The sequence below is a fragment of the Comamonas sp. CMM03 genome, from assembly GCF_019218715.1.
GTDB classification, from domain to species: Bacteria; Pseudomonadota; Gammaproteobacteria; order Burkholderiales; family Burkholderiaceae_C; genus Comamonas; species Comamonas terrigena.
In genome coordinates, this window is sequence record NZ_JAHUXB010000002.1 from 486,097 (window position 1) to 509,541 (window position 23,445).

The following is a 23,445-nucleotide window of genomic DNA, read 5'->3' on the forward strand; positions in this document are numbered from 1 at the left end:
GTTCACCATGACTTTCAGCACCACTTTCCGCGCCGCCTTCTTTGCCAGTGCAACCCTGCTGGGCACCGCCGCCATGGCCGCCCAGGCCCTGGTGCCGGCGCAAAGCAGCATCAACTTCACCGCCAAGCAGATGGGCGTGCCCCTGCAAGGCCAGTTCAAGAAGTTCGACGCGCAGGTGAGCTTTGACACCGCCAAGCCCGAAACCAGCAAGATCCACTTCACCGTGGAAACCGGCAGCGCCACCATGGGCTCCAAGGAGACCGACAGCAACCTGCTCGGCGCGGACTGGTTCAACATCGCCAAGTTCCCCAAGGCCACGTTCGATTCCACCGCCGTCAAGGCGCTGGGCGGCGGCAAGTACCAGGTGGACGGCACGCTGACCATCAAGGGCAACGCCCAGAAGGTGTCCGTGCCCGTGGTGCTGACCCAATCGGGCGCCACCACCATCGCTGCCGGCACCCTGCCGCTCAAGCGCCTGTCGTTCAAGATCGGCGATGGCGACTGGGCCGACACCTCCATGGTGGCCGACGAAGTCACCGTGCAGTTCAAGCTGGCACTGACCGGTGTGGGCAAGCTCTGACGTTCTGGACAGCCACCGGTGTGCGTACCCGCTCTGCTGCATAGGACCGCGATCTTGATTTCCAAGATGCGTTCAGGGCAATGCGACATGCACACAGGCAGCCATTGATTCACGGTTCCGTTTTCCCTCTCTCATTCATTTTTCACACAGGAGATTCCTTCATGCGTTCCACCCTGTTTGCTCTGGCTGCCGCCAGCCTGTTCGCCACCGCCGCCCACGCTGCACCGGCCCAGTACGCCATCGACCCCACCCACACCTTCGCCACCTTCGAAATCGACCACTTCGGCGCCTCCACCAACCGCGCCCGTTTCGACAAGAAGCAAGGCGCCGTGGAATTCGACAAGGCCGCCAAGACCGGCAAGGTGGAAGTGACGCTGGACATGACCAGCGTGAACTCGGGCACCGCAGCCTTCGACAAGCACCTGAAGAGCAAGGACATCTTCAACACCGACCAGTACCCGGTGTCCAAGTTCGTGTCCGACAAGTTCGTGTTCGACGGCGACAAGCTCAAGGAAGTGACCGGCCAGCTGACGCTGAACGGCCAGACACACCCCATCACCATCAAGGCCAACAAGTTCACCTGCTACGAAAGCCCCATGCTCAAGCGTGAAGTCTGCGGCGGCGACTTTGAAGCCACCATCGACCGCACCCAGTGGGGTGTGAACTACGGCGTGGACTGGGGCTTTGCCAAGAACGTGCGCCTGGTGCTGCAGCTGGAAGCCGTCAAGCAGTAAGCCCTGCACCGACCGCCTTGCATGGCCGCCCACGCGGCCGTGCCTGCCACCCGCCTGCCCTCCCGGCATGCGGGTTTTTCTTTGCCCAACAGCGCCGTCAGTTCCTAGAATTCCGTTTAGTGCAATGCATTGCATATACGTAAAAGGAGCTGCACATGCCCACCGCCTCTGCCAGTCCCCAGGCCATTACCCCGGTCAGCCTCCCTGCAGGCGCCCGCCCGGACCTGGCCACGCTGCCACCGCCTGCCGCCATCCAGCAGCTGCACCACTACGCCTACAAGGCGCGCGATGCAGAGGAAACGCGCCACTTCTATGAAGACATCCTGGGCCTGCCGCTCTACCACATCATCCAGAGCGACCATGTGCCCTCCACGGGTGAGTACTGCCCCTACACCCACTTCTTCTTCCGCCTGCGCGATGGCAGCTTCATCGCCTTCTTTGACATCGGCGACGACGAAAAAGCCCTGCCATCCCCCAACACCCCGCTGTGGATCAACCACATCGCCTTCCGCGTGGACAGCGTGCAGGAGCTGGAAAACACCAAGGCCCGCCTGCAGGCGCATGGCGTGGAGGTGCTGGGCGTGACCGACCACCACATCTTCAAAAGCATTTATTTCTTCGACCCCAACGGCATCCGGCTGGAGCTGTCGGCCCAGCTGGCCGATGCTGTGCAGATGGCACGCGAGAGCACCACCGCCCACGCCCGCCTGGCCGAATGGACCGCGCGCAAGCAGCAGTGGCGTGCGGAACGCGCCACCGGCGCCAGCAGCACGCCCCTCAAGCCCCAGCACAACGACCGGCCGGAGTACGGCGGCAAGCGCTGAGCGTGCCGGCCGTGGGCGCACGGCCAGGGGCACGCGGACAACGCCATGGTGTGCTCCTGATTTCACAGCACACCATGCGCATGCCGCCGGCATGCGGCACCCGTCTGACATCCCACCATAGACCCCGACCTGCGCGCAGCCGGGGGTGCTGGCTAAAATCATTGCAATCCGTCTTTTTCCCTGCAGACGGCATCCCCTGTGGATGCCGTTTGCATTTCCAGATTTCCTTCACGCAGCCATGAGCGACACCATTGCCCAGCCAGGCCTCGACAGCCTCTCCAAGTCTTTTGAGCCATCCGCCATCGAAGCCCAGTGGGGCCCCGAGTGGGAGAAGCGCGGCTACGGCAACGCCGGTTATCGCGGCACCGGCCAGCCCGGCGCCGAAGCCACCGCTGCGGGCAACAATTTCGCCATCCAGCTGCCGCCCCCCAATGTGACCGGCACGCTGCACATGGGCCACGCGTTCAACCAGACCATCATGGACTCGCTGACGCGCTACCACCGCATGAAGGGCTACAACACGGCCTGGATTCCCGGCACCGACCACGCCGGCATTGCCACCCAGATCGTGGTGGAACGCCAGCTGCAGACCCAGGGCGTGAGCCGCTATGACCTGGGCCGTGACGAGTTCACCAAGAAGGTCTGGGAGTGGAAGGAAAAGTCCGGCAACACCATCACCACGCAGATGCGCCGCATGGGCGATACCGTGGACTGGAGCCGTGAGTACTTCACCATGGACGACAAGCTGTCCAAGGTGGTGACCGAGACCTTTGTGAAGCTGTACCAGCAAGGCCTGATCTACCGCGGCAAGCGCCTGGTGAACTGGGATCCGGTGCTGCAATCGGCCGTGTCCGATCTGGAAGTGGAAAACCAGGAAAAGGACGGTTCGCTCTGGCACATCGCCTACCCGCTGACCAGCGGTGAAGGCAATCTGGTGGTCGCCACCACCCGCCCCGAAACCATGCTGGGTGACGTGGCCGTGATGGTCCACCCCGAAGACGAGCGCTACAAGCACCTGATCGGCCAGACCGTGACCCTGCCGCTGGTGGGCCGCCAGATCCCCATCATTGCCGACGAATACGTGGACCGCGAGTTCGGCACCGGCGTGGTGAAGGTGACGCCTGCGCACGACCAGAACGACTACCAGGTGGGCCTGCGCCACAAGCTGCCGATGATCTGCGTGCTGACGCTGACCGCAAAGATCAACGACGAAGCGCCCGAGAAATACCGCGGCATGGACCGTTTCGTGGCCCGCAAGGCCATCGTCGCCGACCTGGAAGAACTGGGCCTGATGGTCGAGATCAAGAAGCACAAGCTGATGGTGCCGATCTGCGACCGTACCGGCCAGGTGATCGAACCCATGCTGACCGACCAGTGGTTCATCGCCATGAGCAAGGTCAGCGACCAGGATCCGACCGGCAAGTCCATCGCCCAGAAGGCCATCGATGCCGTGGCCTCTGGCGAAGTGCAGTTTGTGCCCGAGAACTGGGTCAACACCTACAACCAGTGGATGAACAACATCCAGGACTGGTGCATCTCGCGCCAGCTGTGGTGGGGCCACCAGATTCCGGCCTGGTATGACGAGGAAGGCAATCTCTACGTCGCCAAGAACGAAGCCGAAGCCCAGGCCCAGGCCCCCGGCAAGACCCTCACGCGCGACCCGGATGTGCTGGACACCTGGTACTCGTCCGCCATGGTGCCGTTCTCCACCATGGGCTGGCCCGGCCAGACCGATGCCGCCGACGATGACTACAACCTCTACCTGCCCTCATCGGTGCTGGTGACGGGCTACGACATCATCTTCTTCTGGGTGGCCCGGATGATCATGATGACCACGCACTTCACCGGTCGCGTGCCGTTCAAGCATGTCTACATCCACGGCCTGGTGCGCGATGCACAGGGCAAGAAGATGTCCAAGTCCGAAGGCAATGTGCTGGACCCGGTCGACCTGATCGACGGCATCTCGCTGGAGCCGCTGCTGGACAAGCGCACCACCGGCCTGCGCAAGCCCGAAACCGCCCCCCAGGTGCGCAAGAACACGCAGAAGGAATTCCCCGAAGGCATTCCCGCCTACGGTGCCGATGCGCTGCGCTTCACCTTTGCCGCACTGGCCTCGCTGGGCCGCTCGATCAACTTCGACAGCAAGCGCTGCGAGGGCTACCGCAACTTCTGCAACAAGCTGTGGAACGCCTCCCGCTTTGTGCTGATGAACTGCGAAGGCTATGACTGCGGCCTGCAGGACCACACCGCGGCCGACTGTGCCGGCGGCTATCTGCAGTTCAGCCAGCCCGACCGCTGGATCGTCTCGCAGCTGCAAAAGGTCGAGGCCGAAGTGGCCAAGGGCTTTGCAGAGTTCCGTCTGGACAACGTCGCCAACACCCTCTACGACTTCGTCTGGAACGAGTTCTGCGACTGGTACCTGGAAATCGCCAAGGTGCAGATCCAGACCGGCAACGAAGCCCAGCAGCGCGCCACACGCCGCACGCTGATCCGCACGCTGGAAACCATTCTGCGTCTGGCCCACCCCATCATCCCGTTCGTCACCGAAGCCCTGTGGCAGAAGGTGGCCCCCGTGGCCGGCCGCGCCGGTGCCTCGATCGCCATCGCCGCCTACCCCGAAGCACAGCCCGAGAAGATCGACGAAGCCGCCATCGCCTATGTGGCGCGCATCAAGCAGATGGTGGACGCCTGCCGTGCCCTGCGCGGCGAGATGGGCGTGTCGCCCGCCCAGCGCCTGCCGCTGCTGACGGTGGCCGGCTCGGCCGACGGCGCCGCCTTCCTGCGCGCCAATGCCGACGTGTTGAAGAACCTGGCCAAGCTCAGCGAAGTCAAGGTGTTCGACGACGAAGCCACCTGGGCCGCCGAAGCGCAGAACGCCCCCGTGTCCGTGGTAGGGGATGCCCGCCTGGCGCTGTTCGTGGAAGTGGACGTGGAAGCCGAAAAGGCCCGCCTGTCCAAGGAAGCCAAGCGCCTGGAAGGCGAAATCGCCAAGGCCAACGGCAAGCTGGGCAATGAAGCCTTCTGCGCCAAGGCACCCGCTGCGGTGCTGGAGCAGGAGAAAAAGCGCGTTGCCGACTTTGGCGCCACGCTGACCCGCATCCAGGAACAACTGGCCCGCCTGGGCTGATCGCTGGTAAGCTGAGCTCAGAAGGCGCTGCGGCTTCGGTCACAGCGCCTTTTTCCCTTTTGTAGAGGATTTGTTGAGGTTTTGTCATGACCAACCCGAACCGCGTGCGCAAAGCCGTGTTCCCTGTCGCCGGCCTGGGCACCCGTTTTTTGCCTGCCACCAAGGCATCACCCAAGGAAATGCTGCCCGTGGTGGACAAGCCGCTGATCCAGTACGCCGTCGAGGAAGCCTATGAAGCCGGTATCCGCGACATGATCTTTGTCACCGGCCGCAGCAAGCGCGCCATCGAAGACCATTTCGACACCGCCTACGAGCTGGAAAACGAGCTGGAACGCGCCGGCAAACAGGCCATGCTGGACCTGGTGCGCGCCGTCAGCCCGGCCGACATGAACTGTCTGTTTGTGCGCCAGCCACGGTCGCTGGGCCTGGGCCATGCGGTGCTGTGCGCCGAGCCCCTGGTGGGCAACGAACCCTTCGCCGTCATCCTGGCCGACGACCTGATGACCGGATTGCCCGGCGGCCCCGGCGTGATGGCGCAGATGACCGCCGCTTTCCTGAAGCAAGGCCGCTCGCTGCTGGCCGTGCAGGAAGTACCGCTGGAACACACCAAGCGCTACGGCATTGTCAAAGGCGAGCCCGCTGGCGGCCCGCTGCTGCGCGTGGATGAGATCGTGGAGAAGCCCGCACCGGAAGTGGCCCCTTCCCGCATGGGTGTGGCCGGCCGCTATGTGCTGACACCGCGCATCTTTGACGAGATCCGCAGCCAGCCCAAGGGCGTGGGCGGAGAAATCCAGCTCACCGATGCCATCGAGCGCCTGATGCAGCATGAAACCGTCTATGCCTACCAGTACAGCGGCAAGCGCTATGACTGCGGCAGCAAGGAAGGCTTTCTGCAAGCCACGGTGGAACTGGCACTGCAACACCCGGAAGTGGGCGCTTCGTTCCGCGCCTACCTCCAGACCCTGGACATCTGACCGCACGCCCTGCCTGGGCACAACATGCAAAAGGCCTGCAATTGCAGGCCTTTTGTGATCAGAAGCCCGCCTTTAACGCATCAGCGGCGGCGCAGCACGTGGATGAACTCGTCGCCCACGGTTTCCTGGTGCACCAGTTCGTTGCCCGTCTGCTTGGCAAATGCCTGGAAGTCGCGCAGCGATCCGGTGTCGGTGGCCACTACTTTCAGCAACTGGCCGCTCTCCATGCCCGACAGGGCTTTTTTGGCCTTGAGGATGGGCAAAGGGCAGTTCATGCCGCGGGTGTCGATTTCTTGGTCAATCTGCATGGGGTTCTCGCAAAAGTGCAGCCTTGGGGGCTGCTCTGGAGGGCCATTGTAGAAAGCCTGCAGCAGCCTTGTGACGGACAGCGGTACCGACCTGCCCCCACGGGTGACGCTCCACACCACCGTCTTCCGAAGCGTGAGTGCACCACGACGCCTGGGGGCGGGCGACGCACACGACGCACAAGGGCTGCCCCATCGCGCACACGGCACCCTCTGGAGCAGCCCACGGGGAAAGACGGGGAAGGGGAAGCCGCATCGCGGCTCAGGGGGCGTTACGCCAGGGTGGGCGGCAACTGAAACCGCGCATCTTCGCTCCATGACCGCAGCGGCCACTTGGCGGGATCCGGTTCCGGGCTCTGGCCGGGACGGAAGGCCCCGAATTGTGGCTCCACGCCCTTGTCGCGGATCCAGTGGGCCAGGGCATAGCCCGTGCCCGCCGGCCAGCAGCGCGCGGCTTCGGGGGTCACCCAGCGGTATTCCAGCAGCTCGGGAGACAGGCGCACATCGTCGGGATTGCCCGCCACGCGCACGTGGTAGGCGATCAGCACCTGGTTCATGCGCAGAAATTCCCAGCTGCCCAGCAGGCGCAGGGCTTTGACCTGCAAACCGGTTTCTTCCAGCACCTCGCGGCAGATGCCGGTTTCCGGAGATTCGCCGGCTTCCATGAAACCGGTGATCAGGCCGAACACGCCTTCCTGCCACAGCGCATTGCGCGCCAGCAAGGCTTGGCCACGGTCGTTTTCCACCACTGCCGCCAGCACGGGCGTGGGGTTGCCCCAGTGCGTGAAGCCACAGGCCGGGCAGCGCAGACGGCTGACATCGCCGCTGTCTTCCGCCTGGGTGATCCATTCCAGCGGCGTGGCGCAGTTCGAGCAAAAACGGGTTTCGAATGCCATGGAAGTTCCGGTGCGAGTTTGAGTTTTTGATAGCAGCCTGCACGCTTGCAGCATGCGCAGACTGCTATCTTGAGCATCAACCCGGCCAGTGTAGCCGCCAGGCAGGAGGCCTGCTGTTACGCAGGGAACACGCCGGTGGACAGGTAGCGGTCGCCGCGGTCGCAGACGATGAAGACGATGGTGGCATTGGTTTCGCGCTTGGCGATTTCCTGGGCCACCCACAACGCACCGGCGGCAGAAATGCCGGCGAAGATGCCTTCCTCGCGCGCCATGCGGCGGGCCATGTCCTCGGCATCATCCTGGCTCACATAAACCAGCTCGTCGACCAGACTGGCGTCATAGATCTTGGGCAGATATTCCTCGGGCCACTTGCGGATGCCGGGAATGCGCGAACCTTCGGAGGGCTGGGCACCGATGATCTTCACATCCGGGTTCTGCTCCTTCAGGTACTTGGCCACGCCGGTGATGGTGCCGGTGGTGCCCATGGCGCTGACGAAGTGGGTGATCTTGCCGCCGGTCTGCGCCCACAGTTCCGGGCCCGTGGTTTCGTAGTGGGCGCGGGGGTTGTCGGCGTTGGCAAACTGGTCCAGCACCACACCCTTGCCCTGGGCCACCATCTGGTCGGCCAGGTCGCGGGCGTACTCCATGCCGCCGCTCTTGGGCGTGAGGATCAGCTCGGCACCATAGGCCTTCATGGTCTGGGCGCGCTCGATAGACAGGTCCTCCGGCATGATCAGCACCATGCGGTAGCCCTTGATGGCGGCCGCCATCGCCAGCGCGATGCCGGTGTTGCCAGATGTGGCCTCAATCAGCGTGTCGCCAGGCTTGATCTCACCGCGCTCCTGGGCGCGCTGGATCATGGACAGTGCGGGACGGTCTTTCACCGACCCCGCAGGGTTGTTGCCCTCCAGCTTGCCCAGAACCACATTGCCTTTTTCCGCGTTTGCGGCAGCGTTGATGCGCTGCAGTGCCACCAGAGGCGTGTTGCCGATGACGCTTTCAATCGAAGGATACGTTTGCATGTGCATAAATGTGCCATAATCCACGCTTCCCTGATTGCTGCCCGGGTGGTGGAATTGGTAGACGCAGCGGACTCAAAATCCGCCGCCGCAAGGCGTGCCGGTTCGATTCCGGCCCCGGGCACCACAGAATCAGAGAAAACCAGTTATCGCGAGGTGGAGCAGTCTGGTAGCTCGTTGGGCTCATAACCCAAAGGTCGTTGGTTCAAATCCAGCCCTCGCAACCAATTGGTGCATCCGCACCACAAAAAAAGCCCACTGCAAGTGGGCTTTTTTTGTTTCCGTCGCGTGCCATCGCCCCCGTTGGCACGCGCCCTGGCAAGGTCAGGCATCCCCGCTAGCGGGGTTGCGCACGCCCCTTTCCCCCAAGTCGTTTTCCTGTTCCGTGCCGTTTTTCACCAGCGCACGGGTTTGCAGCCCCGCGCCAAGCACATCGCCGCCCAGCACGGCCCATCCCATTGGGTCCGCCCCCTGAAGCCCGGCAAAGCCATGCCCTGTGCGGTGGAGCACGCTTTCACACCGTGTCAAACGGACTCCCCATCTCGCACCAAAACAGTGCGACATCGGACATGATATGCAGCAAAATTTGGCTTCTCATCCGTTTTGAGCATAATTTCACCCAACAGCCCGGCTTGATACTGCACTATTTTGGTGCCAATCAGCCGGGCTTTGCCACGCCCGGACCTTGCGTCCGCGTGGCCCCGGCCCACGGTGCCGGAGCCGATTTTTTATTCTTTTCAGCCAATCTGCTCACCATGCGCCAAGAAAGCGACTTTTTGGGTCCCAAGGACATCCCCGACAACGCCTACTGGGGCGTCCACACCGCCCGTGCGGTGGAGAACTTTCCCATCACCGGCCACAGCGTGGCCCATATGCCCCAGCTGATTCGCGCCTACGCCCTGGTGAAGAAAGCTGCCGCCCACGCCAACCTGGCCCTGGGCACCATCACGGCCCCGCAGGCCGATGCCATCTCCAAGGCCTGTGACGACCTGGCGGCCGGCCAGCTGCACGACCAGTTCGTGGTGGATGTGATCCAGGGCGGCGCCGGCACCTCCACCAATATGAACGCCAACGAGGTCATCGCCAACCGGGCGCTGGAACACCTCGGTCTGGCCAAGGGCCGTTATGACGTGATCCATCCCAACGACCACGTCAATGCCTCGCAGTCCACCAATGACTCCTACCCCACCGCCGTCAAGCTGGCCACCTGGTTCGGCATCCAGGAGCTGCTGGCGGCCCTGGCCGCACTGCGCGGCGCCTTTCAGGACAAGGCCGTGGAATTCAAGGATGTGTTGAAGATCGGCCGCACCCAGCTGCAGGACGCCGTGCCCATGACACTGGGCCAGGAATTCAACGCCTTCGTCTCCATGATTGCCGACGATGAAAAGCGCCTGCGCGAATCCGCCCCCCTGGTGTGCGAGGTCAACATGGGCGGCACCGCCATCGGTACCGGCCTGAACGCCCCCGTGGGCTATGTCGACGTGGTCATCCCGAAGCTGGCCGAATTCTCGGGCGTGCCCGTGGTCAAGGCCGCCGACATGATCGCCGCCACCTGCGACACCGGTGCCTTTGCCGACATCTCCGGCATCCTGAAGCGCATTGCCGTCAAGATGTCCAAGATCAGCAACGACCTGCGCCTGCTGTCCTCCGGCCCCCAGGCCGGCGTGGGCGACATTCAGCTGCCCGCGCGCCAGGCCGGTTCGTCGATCATGCCCGGCAAGGTCAACCCCGTGATCCCGGAAGTGATGAACCAGGTGTGCTTCGAAGTGATTGGCAACGACGTCGCCATCACCATGGCCACCGAAGCCGGTCAGCTGCAGCTCAACGCCTTCGAACCGCTGATGGCCTGGGCCCTGCACAAAAGCCTTCAACACCTGGCCCATGCCTGCCACACACTGCAGGTCAACTGCGTGGAAGGCATCGTCGCCAACCGCCGCGTGCTGGACGAGCGCATTGCCTCTTCGGTGACGCTGGTGACCGCCTTGAACCCGCTGATCGGTTACGAAAGGGCCGCCCAGATTGCCAAAACCGCTATTGCCAGCGGCAAACCCATCGGGGTCGTGGCCGAGGAACTGGGCGTAATGAGCCAGGCCCAGATGCAGCAGTTGCTGGTCGCCGACAAGCTGACCATGCCCGGCGCGCTGACCGCCGCCTGAGCACCCGCGATGTGCCGCCCGGCACACGGGGCGGCACCTGGGGTCCAGGCCATGCCAGCGGCCACCCGCTGCGCTCGCACGGTACGGTGCCAGGTCCGTGCGGTGCCGTGCGAACATGCGTTGCCTGCAGACAGCCATTGCTTGATACAGGGCAAGCCGCGGTGAATCTTCTGTCGCTTGCCGTAGCACCCAACAGCCACTGCAGCGCATACTGGATGGGCATTCTCCCCATGCCGCGAGCGATACCATGGCCAAGAAATTCCCCAGCAACCCGCCCCACCCTGAACGCCTGTGCTGGGGCTGTGACCTCTACTGCCCCGCCACCGACCTGCGCTGCGGCAATGGCTCCGACCGCACGCCCCACCCCAGCGAACTGTGGGGCGAAGACTGGCAAGCCATGGACGGCGGCACTCCCGCTGAAAACGCCGCATCTGCGCCCGAAGATGCCGGCGCAGCGCCCCCTGCGGCCACTCCATAAAACAACACCCACCTCCTACTCAATTGCGGGTTGCGGAAATAGGGGGGAGTGATGCGCTTGCACTTGCGGCCACCAGAGGGTGGTATTGGCACGATTCACGGCGTTGTTGCATAAGTCGGCCGAGGCGTGCATGCGAGACCCCGCGACCTGGTAGGCTCCCCCTATGAGCAAACCACCGCGGGCGAAGTACCGCACGACGAACTGGACCGAGTACGACGCTGCCCTCAAACGCCGAGGCTCGCTGATGATGTGGCTTGACGCGGACCTTCAATGGCAGGCTCCATCGAGTGGCAGGACCGGGCGGCCGGCGGTATTCAGCGACGCAGCGATCCAGTTCTGCCTGACGCTCAAGTGCATGTTCGGTCTAGGGCTGCGACAAACAACAGGCCTTGCTGAGAGTCTCGTGCGGCTCGCCAGGCTTGATTGGGCGGTACCCGACTACAGCACCCTGTGCAGGCGCCAGAAGACCTTGAGCGTGACCATCCCCGCACGCCCCAACCAGACAGGCCTACAGCTGCTGATCGACAGCACCGGCGTGAAGATGCTGGGCGAAGGGGAGTGGAAGACCAAGAAGCATGGCGCCGACTACCGGCGACAGTGGCGCAAGGTTCACCTAGGCATTGATGCACAAACTCTAGAGATCCGCGCCATCGAAATAACGGACAACGCCATTGGCGATGCGCCCATGCTGCCGGAACTACTGGCCCAGATACCACCTGACGAGCCCGTGTGCTCGGTGAGTGCAGATGGTGCCTATGACACCAAAGCTTGCCACGAGGCCATCGCCGGTCGGCAAGCCGCAGCGATCATCCCGACTCGCCGCAATGCGAAACCGTGGACCTATGCCAGAGCGGGAGCACAAGCCCGCAACGAGATCCTGAGAACGACGCGCAAGCTCGGGCGCACGATATGGAAGAAATGGAGCGGCTACCATCGCCGCAGCCTGGTGGAGACCAAGATGGGCTGCTTCAAGCGGCTGGGTGAGCAGGTGATGGCCCGTGACTTCGATCGGCAGGTCACAGAGCTACAGGTTCGTGCATCCATCCTCAACAGGTTTACCAGCGTGGGAACGCCTGCGACTGTGCGTGTGGCATAACTGCGCCTTGGGTAAGGGAAGGCTCATCCTCACGCAGGGTTATGCAACAGCGTCGTTCTACAACCCAACGCGGCGGCACTCGACGCTTAGGTACATCAGTCCGATAAAGTTCGAAGAAGCTCGAGAAGCTTAGGCTGGTGTCTACGAGACCGGCAGCAGCCCAGTACCAGCTTCCACCGCACTCGGTACAACCTCACTCACATCATGCGTGATCGCACTGGACCCGACGTCTCCTCGTTAGAACGAATGGCCCACCCCTGCATACAACACACGCTGCGAGGCACCCTTGCCTGGACCGCTCACAGACACATCGGCTGCAAAGTTGGCCTGGGCGCTGTTGCTGACGCCGCCCAGCGATGCGTACAAGAACGTGCGCTTGGACAGGCGGTAGTCAGCCCCCAACATCAGCAGCGTCGCGCTGCCGTGGCCCGGGTTGGCCAGTACGCGGTAGCCAGCGCCGATCAGCGTCAGCTGGGGCGTGGCGTCATAGCGCACACCGACCCAGCCGTGCTTCAAGCGGTCAGGCGCACCAGCCTTGGCATGCTTGGCCTTGACGTGGTCGTAGGCGGTAAACCACTTGGCAGCACCCCAGCGGTAGGTAGCGCCGATGATGGCTTCTTGTGAATGCTTGTACACATCGCTGTAGCTGCCCATGGCATCGCGGCGGCTGGTGTAGATGGCGCGCACCTCCAGATTGCCCTGGGTGTAAGCTGCCGACAGTCCCTCGCTGCGATTGGCCTTGCTGTTATCTGCTTTTTCGCCAAAGCCATATTGGGCATTGACAGTCAGGCCAGCCATATTGGGGGTGGTGTATTCGATCGCATTGCTCAACCCTTGCCAGTTACGGCCCTGCACCAGCGTAGCGCTGCCCATGAACTGTTGGCCTGTCGGGTCCAGGCTCCAGACATCGTTGCTGTTGAGCAGGTTACGACCCACTTGCAGCGTGCCCATGCTCTTGCTAGATAGACCCACAAATGCACGGCGGTTGAAATTGCTGAAATCACCGGTAGACGAGCCAAAGCCACCTTCCAGATTAAAGATGGCTTTGGTGCCAGCGCCCAGATCTTCCGAGCCTGAGAAGCCCAGCATGCTGGTGCCCCATTGGTTGTTGGCCGCGCGGGTCAGCGAGTCGGTGCCGCCCTGGGCATTGGCGATCTTGTCGATGTATTCCGCACCGCCCACCAGACGGCCCGAGATGGTCACATGCGATTGTGCGAGCGAAAGCACGGGCAGCATGGCAGCAACAGCCAGCGCCCAAATAGTTTTGTTCATAGAGAGTCAGAGAGAAAGGGTTCGAGAAGCCTTGCACGCAACGCATTGCGTGCCGGGCAAGGCCATAGAAAAAGCCGCTGGCAGCATCCGGTCAGGAGCCACCAACGGCCTGCTAGGCAAGGCAGTGGCTGACCTCAGCCAGCCACTGCTTGTTTGGCTTACTTCTTCAGCTTGTAGGCAATGACATAGTCACCGGCCTTAGTGCCGATGGAGCCGTGACCGCCGGCTACCAACACCACCATCTGTTCGCCCTTGCTGTTCAGATAGGTCATGGGCGTGGCTTGACCGCCAGCGGGCAGACGCACGTTCCATAGTTCCTTGCCCGTGGCCACATCGTAGGCACGGAAGTTGTTATCTACGGCAGCGCCCAGGAAGGCCACGCCGGAGGAAATCATCAGTGGCCCACCGATACCTGGCACGCCCACCTTGATAGGCAGTGGGATGGGCGACAGATCGCGGATGGTACCGTTGCGGTATTGGTAAGCAATCTTGCCGGTACGCAGATCGGCCGCAGCCACCGTGCCCCATGGTGGGGTCTGGCAAGGCACGCCGATGGGCGAGAGGAAGGGATGCATCTTGACGGCATAACCCGCGCCTTCGTTGGCGTTGATGCCCTGCTCGCCTAGGTTCATCACGGTGTCACCCTTCAGCTCACTGCGCGGGATCAGAGTGGACACAAAGGCCAGGTAAGTCGGCATGCCAAACATTACTTGGCGCTGTGGATCGACCGCAATCGAGCCCCAGTTGAAGGTGCCGAAGTTACCGGGATACACCAGCGTGCCTTGCAGCGACGGTGCGGTGTAACGGCCTTCATAGCGCAGCTTCTTGAACTGGATACGGCACATCATCTGGTCGATCAGGCTAGCGCCCCACATGTCGGACTCTTGGAGCTTGGGTGGTTCGAAGCTCAGTGCAGACAGGGGCTGGGTGGCCACGGTGTGTTCGCCAGGAATGTCAGAGCCTTGAGGCGCTGGGCGCTCGGTCACCGCATGGATGGGGCTGCCATCGCGGCGATCAAGCACATACACGTCACCTTGCTTGGTAGGCAGTACCAAGGCAGGCGTGCGGCCCTTTTCCAGATCCAGATCAAGCAGCACGGGTTGCGAAGCCAGGTCCATGTCCCACAGGTCGTGGTGCACGGTCTGGTGGTGCCACTTGAGCTTGCCGGTCTTGATGTCCAGCGCTACGACAGCCGCGGTGTATTTTTCTTCGTGCTCGTTGCGGTACTGACCCAGTTGGTCAGGCACGCGGTTGCCCAGTGGTACGTAGACCAGGCCCAGCTCGGCATCGGCCGAGAACACGGTCCAGCTGTTGGGCGACGAGGCCTTGTACACCTGCGCAGGGTTGGCGGGATCGAAAGGCTCGGTCGCGTCAGGATTGCCTGAATCCCAGTTCCACAGCAGCTTGCCGGTGTGCACGTCGTAGGCACGGATCACGCCCGAAGGAGATTCCACGGCATAGTTGTCGTTCACTGAATGACCGATGATCAGCGTGTCGCCCACGACCACAGGAGGCGAGGTGGGGTTGAGGTAGCCCGGCTGCTTGTTGGGCATGTTGTGCATCAGATCGATAGCACCCTTGTCGCCGAAGTCTTCGCAGGGCTTGCCGGTTTCAGCGTCCAGCGCAAACAACTTAGCGTTGGACGATGGCAGGAATATGCGATCCTTGCACATGGTGGCCTTGGGGGCAGCCGAGGCTTGGGCCACAGGAGCTTCCAGCAGTGCAGCAGGCTGAGCACCAGCCACAGCTGCAACGGCAGCGGCCACTGGGGTCACGTCCGCACCACGGTAGAAGGACACGCCACGGCAGGTCTGGTGCTGGCGACCTTTTTCCAGACCGGCCTGGGCGTCGAAGCGCCATTTTTCAGCACCGGTGTCGGCGTCCAGCGCAATGGCCATGCTGTGCGGCGTGCACAGGTACAGGCTGTTGCCAATCTTCAGTGGCGTGGCCTGGTACGTGGTTTCATGTACATCGCCAGGGCCTTTCTTGTCGCCGGTCTGAATCTGCCAGGCTACATCCAGCTTGTTCACGTTTTCTGTAGTGATCTGGCCCAGCTTGGAGTAATGCTGACCATGGTGGCTGCCGGTGTAGGCTTCCCAGTCACCCTCGGCCTGCGCGGTATCACCGGTCTTGGCGTCGGGGTTGACCACTTCCATCGACAGCTTGCCTTCGATTTCATGCAAATGAAACGGCATGCCCATCACAGCCACCAGCGCTGACAGCAGCGACATGGCCAGCACGGGCTTGCCTTCAGCGAATGCAGGCGTATCTGCCAGACCGCGGCGCGATGCCGGAATCGCCATGATGAAACCGATGATGGCGGGCAGACCCAGACGGGTGGACAGAGGCCACCAGTGCAGGCCTGCTTCCCACAGCGACCAGGCCAGCAGCACCAGCAACCAGGCGGCGTAAACCATAGTGGACCAGCGCTGGCGCTTGATAAAGCCCCAGGCGGCGATCAACACGACGACACCGCTGATGAAATAGAAGGGACTGCCGCCCAGCGACAGCAGGTAGCCGCCACCAAGGGTCAGCGGAATACCAAGAATGGCCAACAGCAAAAGGGTTAACGCGCGCATCGCACAACCCCCTGGAACGAAGATAAGTAAAAGAATGGCATGTTGTTAGTTAGCTTTTTAGCCCCGAAAACGAAGCACACATCGGCATGGCCGAAGACTCGCATGTCAGGAGAGTGAGCATTTCCACACAAACTACCAACAGATGCGAGGCCGGTATCTTATTTTTTATAACTAAGGTGTGCAGTGGCGGAGTTGATTTGCAATACAAATATCGCAAATGCTTAATAAATCATAAATTTCCGAAATTTCTGAAATTACAAAATAATCAATAATATCAATTGTTTAGTGGAATTTTGATTCGAAATCGGCACGACGTGCATCTTAATAAACCACATAATGGACATGGGGTTTACCCTTATTTTTGACTCGAGTGAAGCCCGGGATTGAATCACCCCGGTGTTGAATTCCACCGGCGCTGTTGCACAAATCGGCTCCTGGGTTCAGGTAGCCTCGGGCGATGAGTCAGTCTCCGCAACCCAAGCCCCGCTACCGCACCACCAACTGGAAGCGATACAACGCAGCACTCATAGCGCGGGGCTCACTGACCATCTGGTTGGACAAGGGCATCTCCTGGTTTGCCGCTGCCAGCGGCAAACGCGGGCGCAGCCCGCAGTTCTCGGATGCAGCCATCCAGTTCTGCCTGACCATTAAGAACCTCTTTGGACTGGCCTTGCGGCAGACCACGGGATTTGTTCAGTCTCTGCTGGCGTTGTCTGGGCTGCCGTGGCCAGTTCCCGACTTCAGCACGCTGTATCGCCGCCAACGCAATCTGGATGTGCAGGTGGCATACCGGCCCAGTTCAGCCGGCCTGCACCTGCTGGTTGACTCCACAGGCATCAAGTTCCTGGGTGAAGGCGGGTAGAAGTGCAAAAAGCATGGGCCGTAGCGCCGGCGCCAATGGCGCAAGCTGCACATCGGCATCGATGCACAAACGCTGCAGGTGCGGGCTATCTGTGTCACCTCCAACAACGTCACTGACGCTGCCGTGCTGCCGCAGTTGCTGGAGCAAGTGCCGGGTGATGAGCCACTTCTGACGGTGACAGGCGATGGCGCTTATGACACCCAGCCCGTGCATGCGGCTGTCATGCGGCGCAATGCCAAGCCCATCATTCCCCCAAGAAAGAATGCCAGGATGCGCAAAGGCGAGGCCTCTGCACATCGCAATGCGGCGATCGCCGCATGCAGGCGCCTCGGGCGCAAGCTCTGGAAGAACTGGAGTGGCTACCACCGGCGCAGCTTGGTGGAAACCAAGATGCACTGCATCAAACGACTGGGTGAACGAGTGATGTCACGCACGTTTGAGAGACAGGTCAACGAGCTGCACATCCGAGCCGCCATCCTCAATCGATTCACGGAGCTGGGCTGCCCACAGACGGTGGCTGTGGCATAGCTACGTCTAGGGCTGGGGAAGTCTGGCCTGGGGCTGATTTATGCAACAGCGCCGAAGTATGGACGAAATGGACTAAGGGGCACCTCAGCGGACTCAAGGCAGCAGCGCAGAACTCGGCATTGAACTGCGTTCCTCAAAAGTGCCTACAGATTCCAAAATCAAAAAAGCCCGCTACCAATTAGGTAGCAGGCTTTCCTTATAAATACTGGTAGGGCGTGAGGGACTTGAACCCGCGACCAAAGGATTATGAGTCCTCTGCTCTAACCAACTGAGCTAACGCCCCTTGCCAGCCCGGCGCATGGCAGGGCGCACGCATTGTAACGGCTTAGCGCCGGCTGCTCAGCGCATTGGTGACCAGCTTGGAGGTGATGTCCACGATCTGGATCATCCGGTCGTAGTGCATGCGTGTGGGGCCGATCACGCCCAGCGTGCCCACAATCTGGCCATCGACCTCGTAAGGGGCGCTGACCACGGACAGCTCTTCGAAAGGCACGACCTGGCTTTCTCCACCAATGAAGATGCGCACACCTTCGGCCTGGCTGGAGAAATCGAGCAGCCGCAGGATCTGGGTCTTTTGCTCGAACAGGTCGAACGCCTTGCGCAGATTGCCCATGTCGCTGGAGAAGTCGCTCACCGACAGCAGATTGCGCTCGCCCGAGATGATGACCTGCTCCTGGGGCTGGGGGTTCATGGCCTCGGCGCTGACATTGACCGCCGCCTGCATCAGATTGGCCACTTCGGTGCGCAGGCGCTCCACTTCGGACTGCATGCGCTCGCGCACCTGCTCGATGGCCAGACCGGCGTAGTGCGCGTTCAGGAAGTTGGATGCTTCCAGCAGTTGCGAGCCGGAGAAATCATGGTCGGTGAAGATGACGCGGTTCTGCACATCGCCTTCCGGCGACACGATGATGACCAGCACCCGCCGCTCGGACAGCTTCACGAACTCGATGTGCTTGAACACCGAGCTGCGCCGCGGCGCCATCACCACGCCGACAAACTGCGACAGGCTGGACAGCATGTTGGCGGCGTTCGCAATCACCTTCTGCGGTTGTTCGGGCACCAGTTCCTGCGCAGGCAGCATGTCGCGGCTCACGGTCAGCATGGTGTCCACAAACAGCCGGTAGCCCTTGGCGGTGGGCACGCGGCCTGCGGAGGTGTGGGGGCTGACGATCAGGCCCAGTTCCTCCAGATCCGCCATCACATTGCGGATGGTGGCCGGCGACAGTTCCAGGCCGGAGGCGCGCGACAACGTGCGCGACCCCACAGGCTGGCCGTCGGCAATGTAGCGCTCGACCAGCGCTTTCAACAACAACTTGGAACGATCATCGAGCATGGAACGATTTTAATGATGTAATTTCCCTTATGACGTCCAAGTTTCGCCATGTAGCCCTGATCGGAAAGTACCGTGTCGCTTCCCCCACGGGCCTTCCCCAGGACAGCCCGCGCCAGGCCCTGGAAGATATTGCAGCTTTTCTGACCACCCAGGGCTGTGAAGTGATTGTGGAAGCCGAGACCGCCTTGCACATGGGTCTGCCCGCACAGTACCGCAGTCTGGATGTGGACGCCCTGGGGCAAGCCTGCGATCTGGCCCTGGTCATGGGCGGCGACGGCACCATGCTGGGCGTCAGCCGCCACCTGTCACGCTACGGCACGCCGCTGATCGGCATCAACCAAGGGCGCCTGGGCTTTGTCACCGACATCCCGCTGGATGAGAACTTCCAGCCCACGCTGCAAGCCATGCTGGAAGGCTGCTACGAAGAAGACAGCCGCCCGCTGATCGAAGCCCGCGTGATGCGGGGCGATGAATGCGTGTTCGAGGCCCTGGCCATGAACGATGTGGTGGTCAACCGGGGCAGCACCTCGGGCATGGTGGAGTTGCGGGTGGAGGTGGATGGCCGTTTCGTCTCCAACCAACGTGCCGACGGCCTGATCGTGGCCACACCTACCGGCTCGACCGCCTATGCGCTGTCGGTGGGCGGTCCGCTGCTGCACCCGTCCGTGGGCGCCTGGGTGATGGCCCCCATTGCCCCCCACACCCTGTCCAACCGCCCCATCGTGCTGCCCGACCAGGGCGAAGTCATGATCGAAGTGGTGGGCGGGCGCGACATCAGCGCCAATTTCGATATGCAGTCGCTGGCCTCGCTGCGCCACGGAGACCGCATCTATGTGCGCCGTGCGCTCCATGGCATCCGTTTTCTGCATCCCCTGGGCTGGAACTACTACGCCACGCTGCGCAAGAAACTGGGCTGGAACGAAGGGGGCACCTGAGCCATGGCCCTCAAACGCATTGCACTGCGCGACTTTGTCATCGTGCAGGCGCTGGACCTGGACCTCCACGCCGGCTTCACGGTGCTGACGGGCGAAACCGGCGCCGGCAAATCCATTCTGATCGACGCTCTGCAGCTGGTGCTGGGCAGCCGTGCCGATGTCGGCGTGGTGCGCGAAGGCACGCCCCAGGCCGACATCACCGCCGAATTCGACTGCCCGCCCCACCTGTCCCAGTGGCTGGACGAAGGCGGCTTTGCCCAGGAAGACAGCCTGCTGCTGCGCCGTGTGATCGATGCCCAGGGCCGCAGCCGCGCCTGGATCAATGGCGCACCGGCCACAGCCACCCAGTTGCGCCACCTGGGCGATGCGCTGCTGGACATCCACGGCCAGCACGCCTGGCAAAGCCTGACCCGGCCCGAAGCCGTGCGCGAGCTGCTGGACGCCTACGCCGGCGTGGACACCCAATCGCTGCGCGCCCACTGGACCGCCTGGCGTGCCGCGCACAAGAACCTGGAACATGCCCTGGCCGCCCAGGACACGCTGCAGCGCGAACGTGAACGCCTGCAGTGGCAGATTGGCGAGCTGGACAAACTCAGCCCCGGCACCGATGAATGGGAAGAGCTGAACACCCAGCACACCCGCCTGTCCCACGCTCAGAGCCTGCTGGAAACCGCCCTGGGCACACTGCATCTGCTGGAAGACGATGAAACAGGCATCACCAGCCCCTTGACCCGCGCCCACAGCACGCTCCAGCACCAGGAACACCTGGAGCCCGAATTCCTGGCGATTGCGGATGTGCTGGCCTCCAGCCTGGCCCAGGTCAACGATGCCCGCCACAGCCTGCACAGCTATCTGCGCCGCACCGAGCTGGACCCCGAACGCCTGGCAGAACTGGACAGCCGCCTGACGCTGTGGATGCAGCTGGCCCGCCGCTACAAGCGCACGCCGCAAGAGCTGCCCGGTCTGCTGCAATCCTGGCGCGACGAACTGCGCCAGCTGGATGCCGTGGTCGATGTGGGCCGGCTGCGCCAGCTGGAACAGCAGGCACACGAGGCCTACCAGGCCGCCGCACGCGCCCTGTCGCTGCAGCGCGCCAAGGCCGCGCCCAAGCTCTCGCGCGCCATCACCCAGGCCATGCAGGGCCTGGGCATGCAGGGCGGCAAATTCGCCGTGCAGCTGGACAAGCTGGAAGAACCCACACCCAGCGGCCTGGATGGCGTGCAGTTTCTGGTGGCCGGTCACCCGGGCGCCACACCGCGCCCGATTGGCAAAGTGGCTTCGGGCGGCGAGCTTTCCCGGCTGTCGCTGGCGATTGCCGTCACCACCAGCCAGCTGGGCCAGGCCGGCACCCTGATTTTTGACGAGGTGGACTCCGGCGTAGGCGGCGCCGTGGCCGAGACCGTGGGCAAGCTGATGCGCGCCCTGGGCCGCGACCGCCAGGTGTTGGCCGTCACCCACCTGCCCCAGGTCGCCGCCTGCGCCGACCAGCACTATGTGGTCAGCAAGCGGCGCGACAAGAGCGCCACCACCAGCTCGGTCACCCCCGTGCAGCAGCAGGCCCGGGTCCAGGAAGTGGCCCGCATGCTGGGGGGCGAGCGCCTGTCCGACACCACGCTGGCACATGCCCGGGAAATGCTGGCCCAGGCCCATGTGGGCTGATCGCCTATAGTGGAGCGCTGTAAGGAGACGTATCGCGCTATGGCCCTGGAAGTTGTACTCATCACCGGCATGTCCGGCTCCGGAAAGTCCGTTGCCCTGCACGCACTGGAAGATGCGGGCTATTACTGCGTGGACAACCTCCCGCCCGAGCTGCTGGGCCCGCTGACCCAGCTGGAGCCCAGCCGCTATGGGCACAAGGTGGCCGTGGCCATGGACGCGCGCAGTCCCAAGGGCCTGCCGCTGCTGCCCGAGCAACTGACCGCCCTCAAGGCGCGTGGTGCCGTGGTGCATTCCATCTTTCTGGACGCCTCCACCGGCACGCTGGTGCGCCGCTTTTCCGAAACCCGCCGCCGCCACCCGCTCTCGCGCCAGGACACGGACGGCGCACGCCTGGCCCTGGTGCAAACCATCGAGGACGAACGCGAACTGCTGGGCCCGCTGCGCGAGAGCGCGCACGTGATCGACACCAGCAATCTGCGCTCCGCCCAGCTGCAAAGCTATGTGAAGAGCCTGATTTCGGTCCCGCCGGGGCAGATGACGCTGGTGTTCCAGTCCTTTGGCTTCAAGCACGGCCTGCCGGTGGATGCCGACTATGTGTTTGACGTCCGCATGCTGCCCAACCCCTACTATGAGCAGGAGCTGCGCCCCCTGACCGGCATGGACCAGCCCGTGATGGACTACCTGCGCCAGTCACCCGATGTGCAGCGCATGCAGGCCCACATCATCCAGTTTCTGGACCACTGGCTGGATATGCTGAACCAGAACCACCGCAGCTATGTGACGGTGGCCATTGGCTGCACCGGCGGCCAGCACCGCTCGGTCTATCTGGTGGAGCAACTGGCCAACCATTACCTGGGCCAGTGGACCACCCTGCGCCGCCACCGCGAAATGGACCAGCGCCGCCACTGAGAATGGGTACAGCAGGTCGCGTGCAGCGGCGTGCACGCCACCCACCGTACACCGCTCCGGCTTATTCCAGGCTTTCCAGCAAGCGCCGCACCGGCGCCGGCAACCCCAGACCGGGCCATGCCTCCGGGCTGAACCACGCGCCGCCCGCAGCCCAGTCACCAGCCACCGCAGGGCGATCCCCTGCCAGCTGTACCACCACCGGATGCAGGAACAGATCGCGGTGGGTCAGCACATGCAGCACGGCCGGCAGATCCTGGCGGGACTGCACAGCCCCCAGCCCGGCGATGGCCGCATCCACCCCATCCACGGCAGCTTCCCATGCGGGCTGGGCATACAGGCCGGCCCAGATGCCGCTGGACGGGCGGCGCTGCAGCCAGGTGTGGCCTGCGGCGTCCCGCAACACCAGCAACCACCAGGCCTGCGTGCTGCGCTTGGTCTTGCGCGTCTTGACCGGATAGTCCTGCGGATTGCCCTGGGCAGCGGCCTTGCACAGCGTCTGCACAGGGCAGATCAGGCAGTTGGGGCTGCGCGGCAGGCAGACGGTGGCACCCAGGTCCATCAGGCCCTGGGTATAGCGCGGCATCTGAACCTGCAGGTCGCCGGTGGGCAGCAGGTCTTCGGCCAGGGCCCACAGGGTTTTCTCGTTCCGGGCCACCGACAGATCGTCGCCAAACGCCAGTACCCGGGTCAGCACGCGCTTGACGTTGGCATCCAGAATGGCGGCCCGTTCCCCAAAGCAAAAACCGGAAATGGCAGCGGCCGTCGACCGGCCTATGCCCGGCAGCGTGGCCAGCTGCACCGCAGTGCGCGGAAACTGGCCACCGAAGTCACGCACCACGGCCTGGGCACATTTGTGCAGATTGCGCGCCCGGCTGTAGTAACCCAGGCCGCTCCACAGCGCCAGCACCGCATCCTCATGCGCCGCAGCCAGGCTGGCCACATCGGGAAACTGCTGCAAGAACCGCTCGTAGTAGCCCAGCACCGTGGTGACCTGGGTCTGCTGCAGCATGATTTCGGACAGCCACACGCGGTAGGGATCGCGGGTCTGCTGCCAGGGAAGGTGGTTGCGGCCATGGCTGGCCTGCCACTGCACCACGGCGGAGGCAAGGGACAAAGAAGAAGTGGTCACGCGTGGGAATGTAGGTGTGTGGGCAAGCAGCGTTCCGGCACCAGAACCGT

At 62.9% G+C, this 23,445-nt stretch carries 18 protein-coding genes, 3 tRNA genes and 1 pseudogene; 14 read left to right on the forward strand and 8 right to left on the reverse strand.

The window, feature by feature from the left end; all coding sequences use genetic code 11:
- The first annotated feature begins 7 nt into the window (after nucleotides 1-7).
- From KW830_RS09075 to galU, 5 genes are all read left to right on the forward strand, one after another.
- On the forward strand, nucleotides 8-580 hold the full coding sequence (locus tag KW830_RS09075; RefSeq protein ID WP_066540691.1) for a YceI family protein: 573 nt from the start codon (nucleotides 8-10) through the stop codon (nucleotides 578-580).
- A 161-nt stretch (nucleotides 581-741) separates the two neighbouring features.
- Complete coding sequence (locus tag KW830_RS09080) at nucleotides 742-1,314, forward strand: YceI family protein (protein ID WP_066540688.1); 573 nt, start codon at nucleotides 742-744, stop codon at nucleotides 1,312-1,314.
- 155 nt (nucleotides 1,315-1,469) lie between these two features.
- Nucleotides 1,470-2,138 carry a VOC family protein gene (locus KW830_RS09085; protein ID WP_218332904.1) on the forward strand — a complete coding sequence of 223 codons (669 nt, stop codon included), beginning with the start codon at nucleotides 1,470-1,472 and terminating at the stop codon, nucleotides 2,136-2,138.
- 238 nt (nucleotides 2,139-2,376) lie between these two features.
- A complete protein-coding gene (locus KW830_RS09090) occupies nucleotides 2,377-5,265 on the forward strand; it encodes a valine--tRNA ligase (protein ID WP_218332906.1) in 2,889 nt (962 codons plus the stop codon).
- Nucleotides 5,266-5,351: 86 nt separating this feature from the next.
- On the forward strand, nucleotides 5,352-6,239 hold the full coding sequence (gene galU, locus KW830_RS09095; RefSeq protein WP_218332908.1) for a UTP--glucose-1-phosphate uridylyltransferase GalU: 888 nt from the start codon (nucleotides 5,352-5,354) through the stop codon (nucleotides 6,237-6,239).
- 80 nt (nucleotides 6,240-6,319) lie between these two features.
- On the opposite strand, the gene KW830_RS09100 is transcribed toward galU, so the two are convergent.
- The 3 genes from KW830_RS09100 to cysM all read right to left on the reverse strand — a co-directional run bounded on the left by KW830_RS09100 (nucleotide 6,320) and on the right by cysM (nucleotide 8,462).
- Nucleotides 6,320-6,547: a sulfurtransferase TusA family protein gene (locus KW830_RS09100; RefSeq protein WP_066540678.1), complete on the reverse strand. Its 228-nt coding sequence runs from the start codon at nucleotides 6,545-6,547 to the stop codon at nucleotides 6,320-6,322.
- 269 nt (nucleotides 6,548-6,816) lie between these two features.
- Complete coding sequence (locus KW830_RS09105; RefSeq protein WP_218332909.1) at nucleotides 6,817-7,440, reverse strand: NUDIX domain-containing protein; 624 nt, start codon at nucleotides 7,438-7,440, stop codon at nucleotides 6,817-6,819.
- Between the two features lie 116 nt (nucleotides 7,441-7,556).
- Nucleotides 7,557-8,462 carry a cysteine synthase CysM gene (gene cysM, locus KW830_RS09110; protein WP_066540674.1) on the reverse strand — a complete coding sequence of 302 codons (906 nt, stop codon included), beginning with the start codon at nucleotides 8,460-8,462 and terminating at the stop codon, nucleotides 7,557-7,559.
- A 39-nt stretch (nucleotides 8,463-8,501) separates the two neighbouring features.
- On the opposite strand from cysM, the gene KW830_RS09115 reads away from it, so the two are divergent.
- The 5 genes from KW830_RS09115 (at nucleotide 8,502) to KW830_RS09135 (ending at nucleotide 12,189) form a co-directional block, all read left to right on the forward strand.
- Nucleotides 8,502-8,586 (forward strand) — tRNA-Leu (locus tag KW830_RS09115).
- A gap of 23 nt (nucleotides 8,587-8,609) precedes the next feature.
- Nucleotides 8,610-8,686: transfer RNA gene (locus tag KW830_RS09120), tRNA-Met, on the forward strand.
- 528 nt (nucleotides 8,687-9,214) lie between these two features.
- The gene (locus KW830_RS09125; RefSeq protein ID WP_218332910.1) at nucleotides 9,215-10,615 is read left to right on the forward strand and encodes an aspartate ammonia-lyase; all 1,401 of its coding nucleotides are present in this window, start codon (nucleotides 9,215-9,217) and stop codon (nucleotides 10,613-10,615) included.
- A gap of 247 nt (nucleotides 10,616-10,862) precedes the next feature.
- Nucleotides 10,863-11,093, forward strand: a complete 231-nt coding sequence (locus KW830_RS09130) for a DUF3079 domain-containing protein (protein ID WP_218332912.1) — start codon at nucleotides 10,863-10,865, stop codon at nucleotides 11,091-11,093.
- A 163-nt stretch (nucleotides 11,094-11,256) separates the two neighbouring features.
- The gene (locus KW830_RS09135; protein WP_218332913.1) at nucleotides 11,257-12,189 is read left to right on the forward strand and encodes an IS5 family transposase; all 933 of its coding nucleotides are present in this window, start codon (nucleotides 11,257-11,259) and stop codon (nucleotides 12,187-12,189) included.
- 237 nt (nucleotides 12,190-12,426) lie between these two features.
- On the opposite strand, the gene KW830_RS09140 is transcribed toward KW830_RS09135, so the two are convergent.
- Both KW830_RS09140 and KW830_RS09145 read right to left on the reverse strand, forming a co-directional pair.
- Complete coding sequence (locus tag KW830_RS09140) at nucleotides 12,427-13,461, reverse strand: porin (RefSeq protein ID WP_218332914.1); 1,035 nt, start codon at nucleotides 13,459-13,461, stop codon at nucleotides 12,427-12,429.
- Between the two features lie 158 nt (nucleotides 13,462-13,619).
- The gene (locus tag KW830_RS09145; RefSeq protein ID WP_218332915.1) at nucleotides 13,620-16,040 is read right to left on the reverse strand and encodes a membrane-bound PQQ-dependent dehydrogenase, glucose/quinate/shikimate family; all 2,421 of its coding nucleotides are present in this window, start codon (nucleotides 16,038-16,040) and stop codon (nucleotides 13,620-13,622) included.
- 457 nt (nucleotides 16,041-16,497) lie between these two features.
- On the opposite strand from KW830_RS09145, the pseudogene KW830_RS09150 reads away from it, so the two are divergent.
- Nucleotides 16,498-17,430, forward strand: a pseudogene (locus KW830_RS09150) (IS5 family transposase).
- A gap of 206 nt (nucleotides 17,431-17,636) precedes the next feature.
- Here KW830_RS09150 and KW830_RS09155 read toward each other — a convergent pair.
- Nucleotides 17,637-17,713: transfer RNA gene (locus KW830_RS09155), tRNA-Ile, on the reverse strand.
- 42 nt (nucleotides 17,714-17,755) lie between these two features.
- Nucleotides 17,756-18,763, reverse strand: a complete 1,008-nt coding sequence (gene hrcA, locus KW830_RS09160) for a heat-inducible transcriptional repressor HrcA (protein ID WP_066540660.1) — start codon at nucleotides 18,761-18,763, stop codon at nucleotides 17,756-17,758.
- Between the two features lie 29 nt (nucleotides 18,764-18,792).
- Between hrcA and KW830_RS09165 the strand changes: the two genes are divergently transcribed.
- Genes KW830_RS09165 through rapZ form a run of 3 tightly spaced genes read left to right on the forward strand, consistent with a single transcriptional unit; the run spans nucleotide 18,793 to nucleotide 22,266 of the window.
- Nucleotides 18,793-19,698, forward strand: a complete 906-nt coding sequence (locus KW830_RS09165; protein ID WP_066540658.1) for an NAD kinase — start codon at nucleotides 18,793-18,795, stop codon at nucleotides 19,696-19,698.
- 3 nt (nucleotides 19,699-19,701) lie between these two features.
- Nucleotides 19,702-21,357, forward strand: coding sequence for a DNA repair protein RecN (gene recN / locus KW830_RS09170; protein ID WP_066540656.1), 1,656 nt, complete (start codon nucleotides 19,702-19,704; stop codon nucleotides 21,355-21,357).
- Between the two features lie 39 nt (nucleotides 21,358-21,396).
- A complete protein-coding gene (gene rapZ, locus KW830_RS09175; RefSeq protein ID WP_066540654.1) occupies nucleotides 21,397-22,266 on the forward strand; it encodes an RNase adapter RapZ in 870 nt (289 codons plus the stop codon).
- Between the two features lie 61 nt (nucleotides 22,267-22,327).
- Here the strand turns inward: rapZ and mutY are convergent, their stop codons facing one another.
- Nucleotides 22,328-23,395 carry an A/G-specific adenine glycosylase gene (mutY, locus tag KW830_RS09180; RefSeq protein WP_066540652.1) on the reverse strand — a complete coding sequence of 356 codons (1,068 nt, stop codon included), beginning with the start codon at nucleotides 23,393-23,395 and terminating at the stop codon, nucleotides 22,328-22,330.
- Between the last annotated feature and the right edge of the window lie 50 nt (nucleotides 23,396-23,445).

What these genes read in the sequence shown, in the direction of transcription:
- KW830_RS09075 (WP_066540691.1), top strand. Translation starts at nt 8, where the DNA reads ATGACTTTCAGCACCACTTTCCGCGCCGCCTTCTTTGCCAGTGCAACC.
- KW830_RS09080 (WP_066540688.1), top strand. Translation starts at nt 742, where the DNA reads ATGCGTTCCACCCTGTTTGCTCTGGCTGCCGCCAGCCTGTTCGCCACC.
- KW830_RS09085 (WP_218332904.1), top strand. Translation starts at nt 1,470, where the DNA reads ATGCCCACCGCCTCTGCCAGTCCCCAGGCCATTACCCCGGTCAGCCTC.
- KW830_RS09090 (WP_218332906.1), top strand. Translation starts at nt 2,377, where the DNA reads ATGAGCGACACCATTGCCCAGCCAGGCCTCGACAGCCTCTCCAAGTCT.
- galU (WP_218332908.1), top strand. Translation starts at nt 5,352, where the DNA reads ATGACCAACCCGAACCGCGTGCGCAAAGCCGTGTTCCCTGTCGCCGGC.
- KW830_RS09100 (WP_066540678.1), bottom strand. Translation starts at nt 6,547, where the DNA reads ATGCAGATTGACCAAGAAATCGACACCCGCGGCATGAACTGCCCTTTG.
- KW830_RS09105 (WP_218332909.1), bottom strand. Translation starts at nt 7,440, where the DNA reads ATGGCATTCGAAACCCGTTTTTGCTCGAACTGCGCCACGCCGCTGGAA.
- cysM (WP_066540674.1), bottom strand. Translation starts at nt 8,462, where the DNA reads ATGCAAACGTATCCTTCGATTGAAAGCGTCATCGGCAACACGCCTCTG.
- KW830_RS09125 (WP_218332910.1), top strand. Translation starts at nt 9,215, where the DNA reads ATGCGCCAAGAAAGCGACTTTTTGGGTCCCAAGGACATCCCCGACAAC.
- KW830_RS09130 (WP_218332912.1), top strand. Translation starts at nt 10,863, where the DNA reads ATGGCCAAGAAATTCCCCAGCAACCCGCCCCACCCTGAACGCCTGTGC.
- KW830_RS09135 (WP_218332913.1), top strand. Translation starts at nt 11,257, where the DNA reads ATGAGCAAACCACCGCGGGCGAAGTACCGCACGACGAACTGGACCGAG.
- KW830_RS09140 (WP_218332914.1), bottom strand. Translation starts at nt 13,461, where the DNA reads ATGAACAAAACTATTTGGGCGCTGGCTGTTGCTGCCATGCTGCCCGTG.
- KW830_RS09145 (WP_218332915.1), bottom strand. Translation starts at nt 16,040, where the DNA reads ATGCGCGCGTTAACCCTTTTGCTGTTGGCCATTCTTGGTATTCCGCTG.
- hrcA (WP_066540660.1), bottom strand. Translation starts at nt 18,763, where the DNA reads ATGCTCGATGATCGTTCCAAGTTGTTGTTGAAAGCGCTGGTCGAGCGC.
- KW830_RS09165 (WP_066540658.1), top strand. Translation starts at nt 18,793, where the DNA reads ATGACGTCCAAGTTTCGCCATGTAGCCCTGATCGGAAAGTACCGTGTC.
- recN (WP_066540656.1), top strand. Translation starts at nt 19,702, where the DNA reads ATGGCCCTCAAACGCATTGCACTGCGCGACTTTGTCATCGTGCAGGCG.
- rapZ (WP_066540654.1), top strand. Translation starts at nt 21,397, where the DNA reads ATGGCCCTGGAAGTTGTACTCATCACCGGCATGTCCGGCTCCGGAAAG.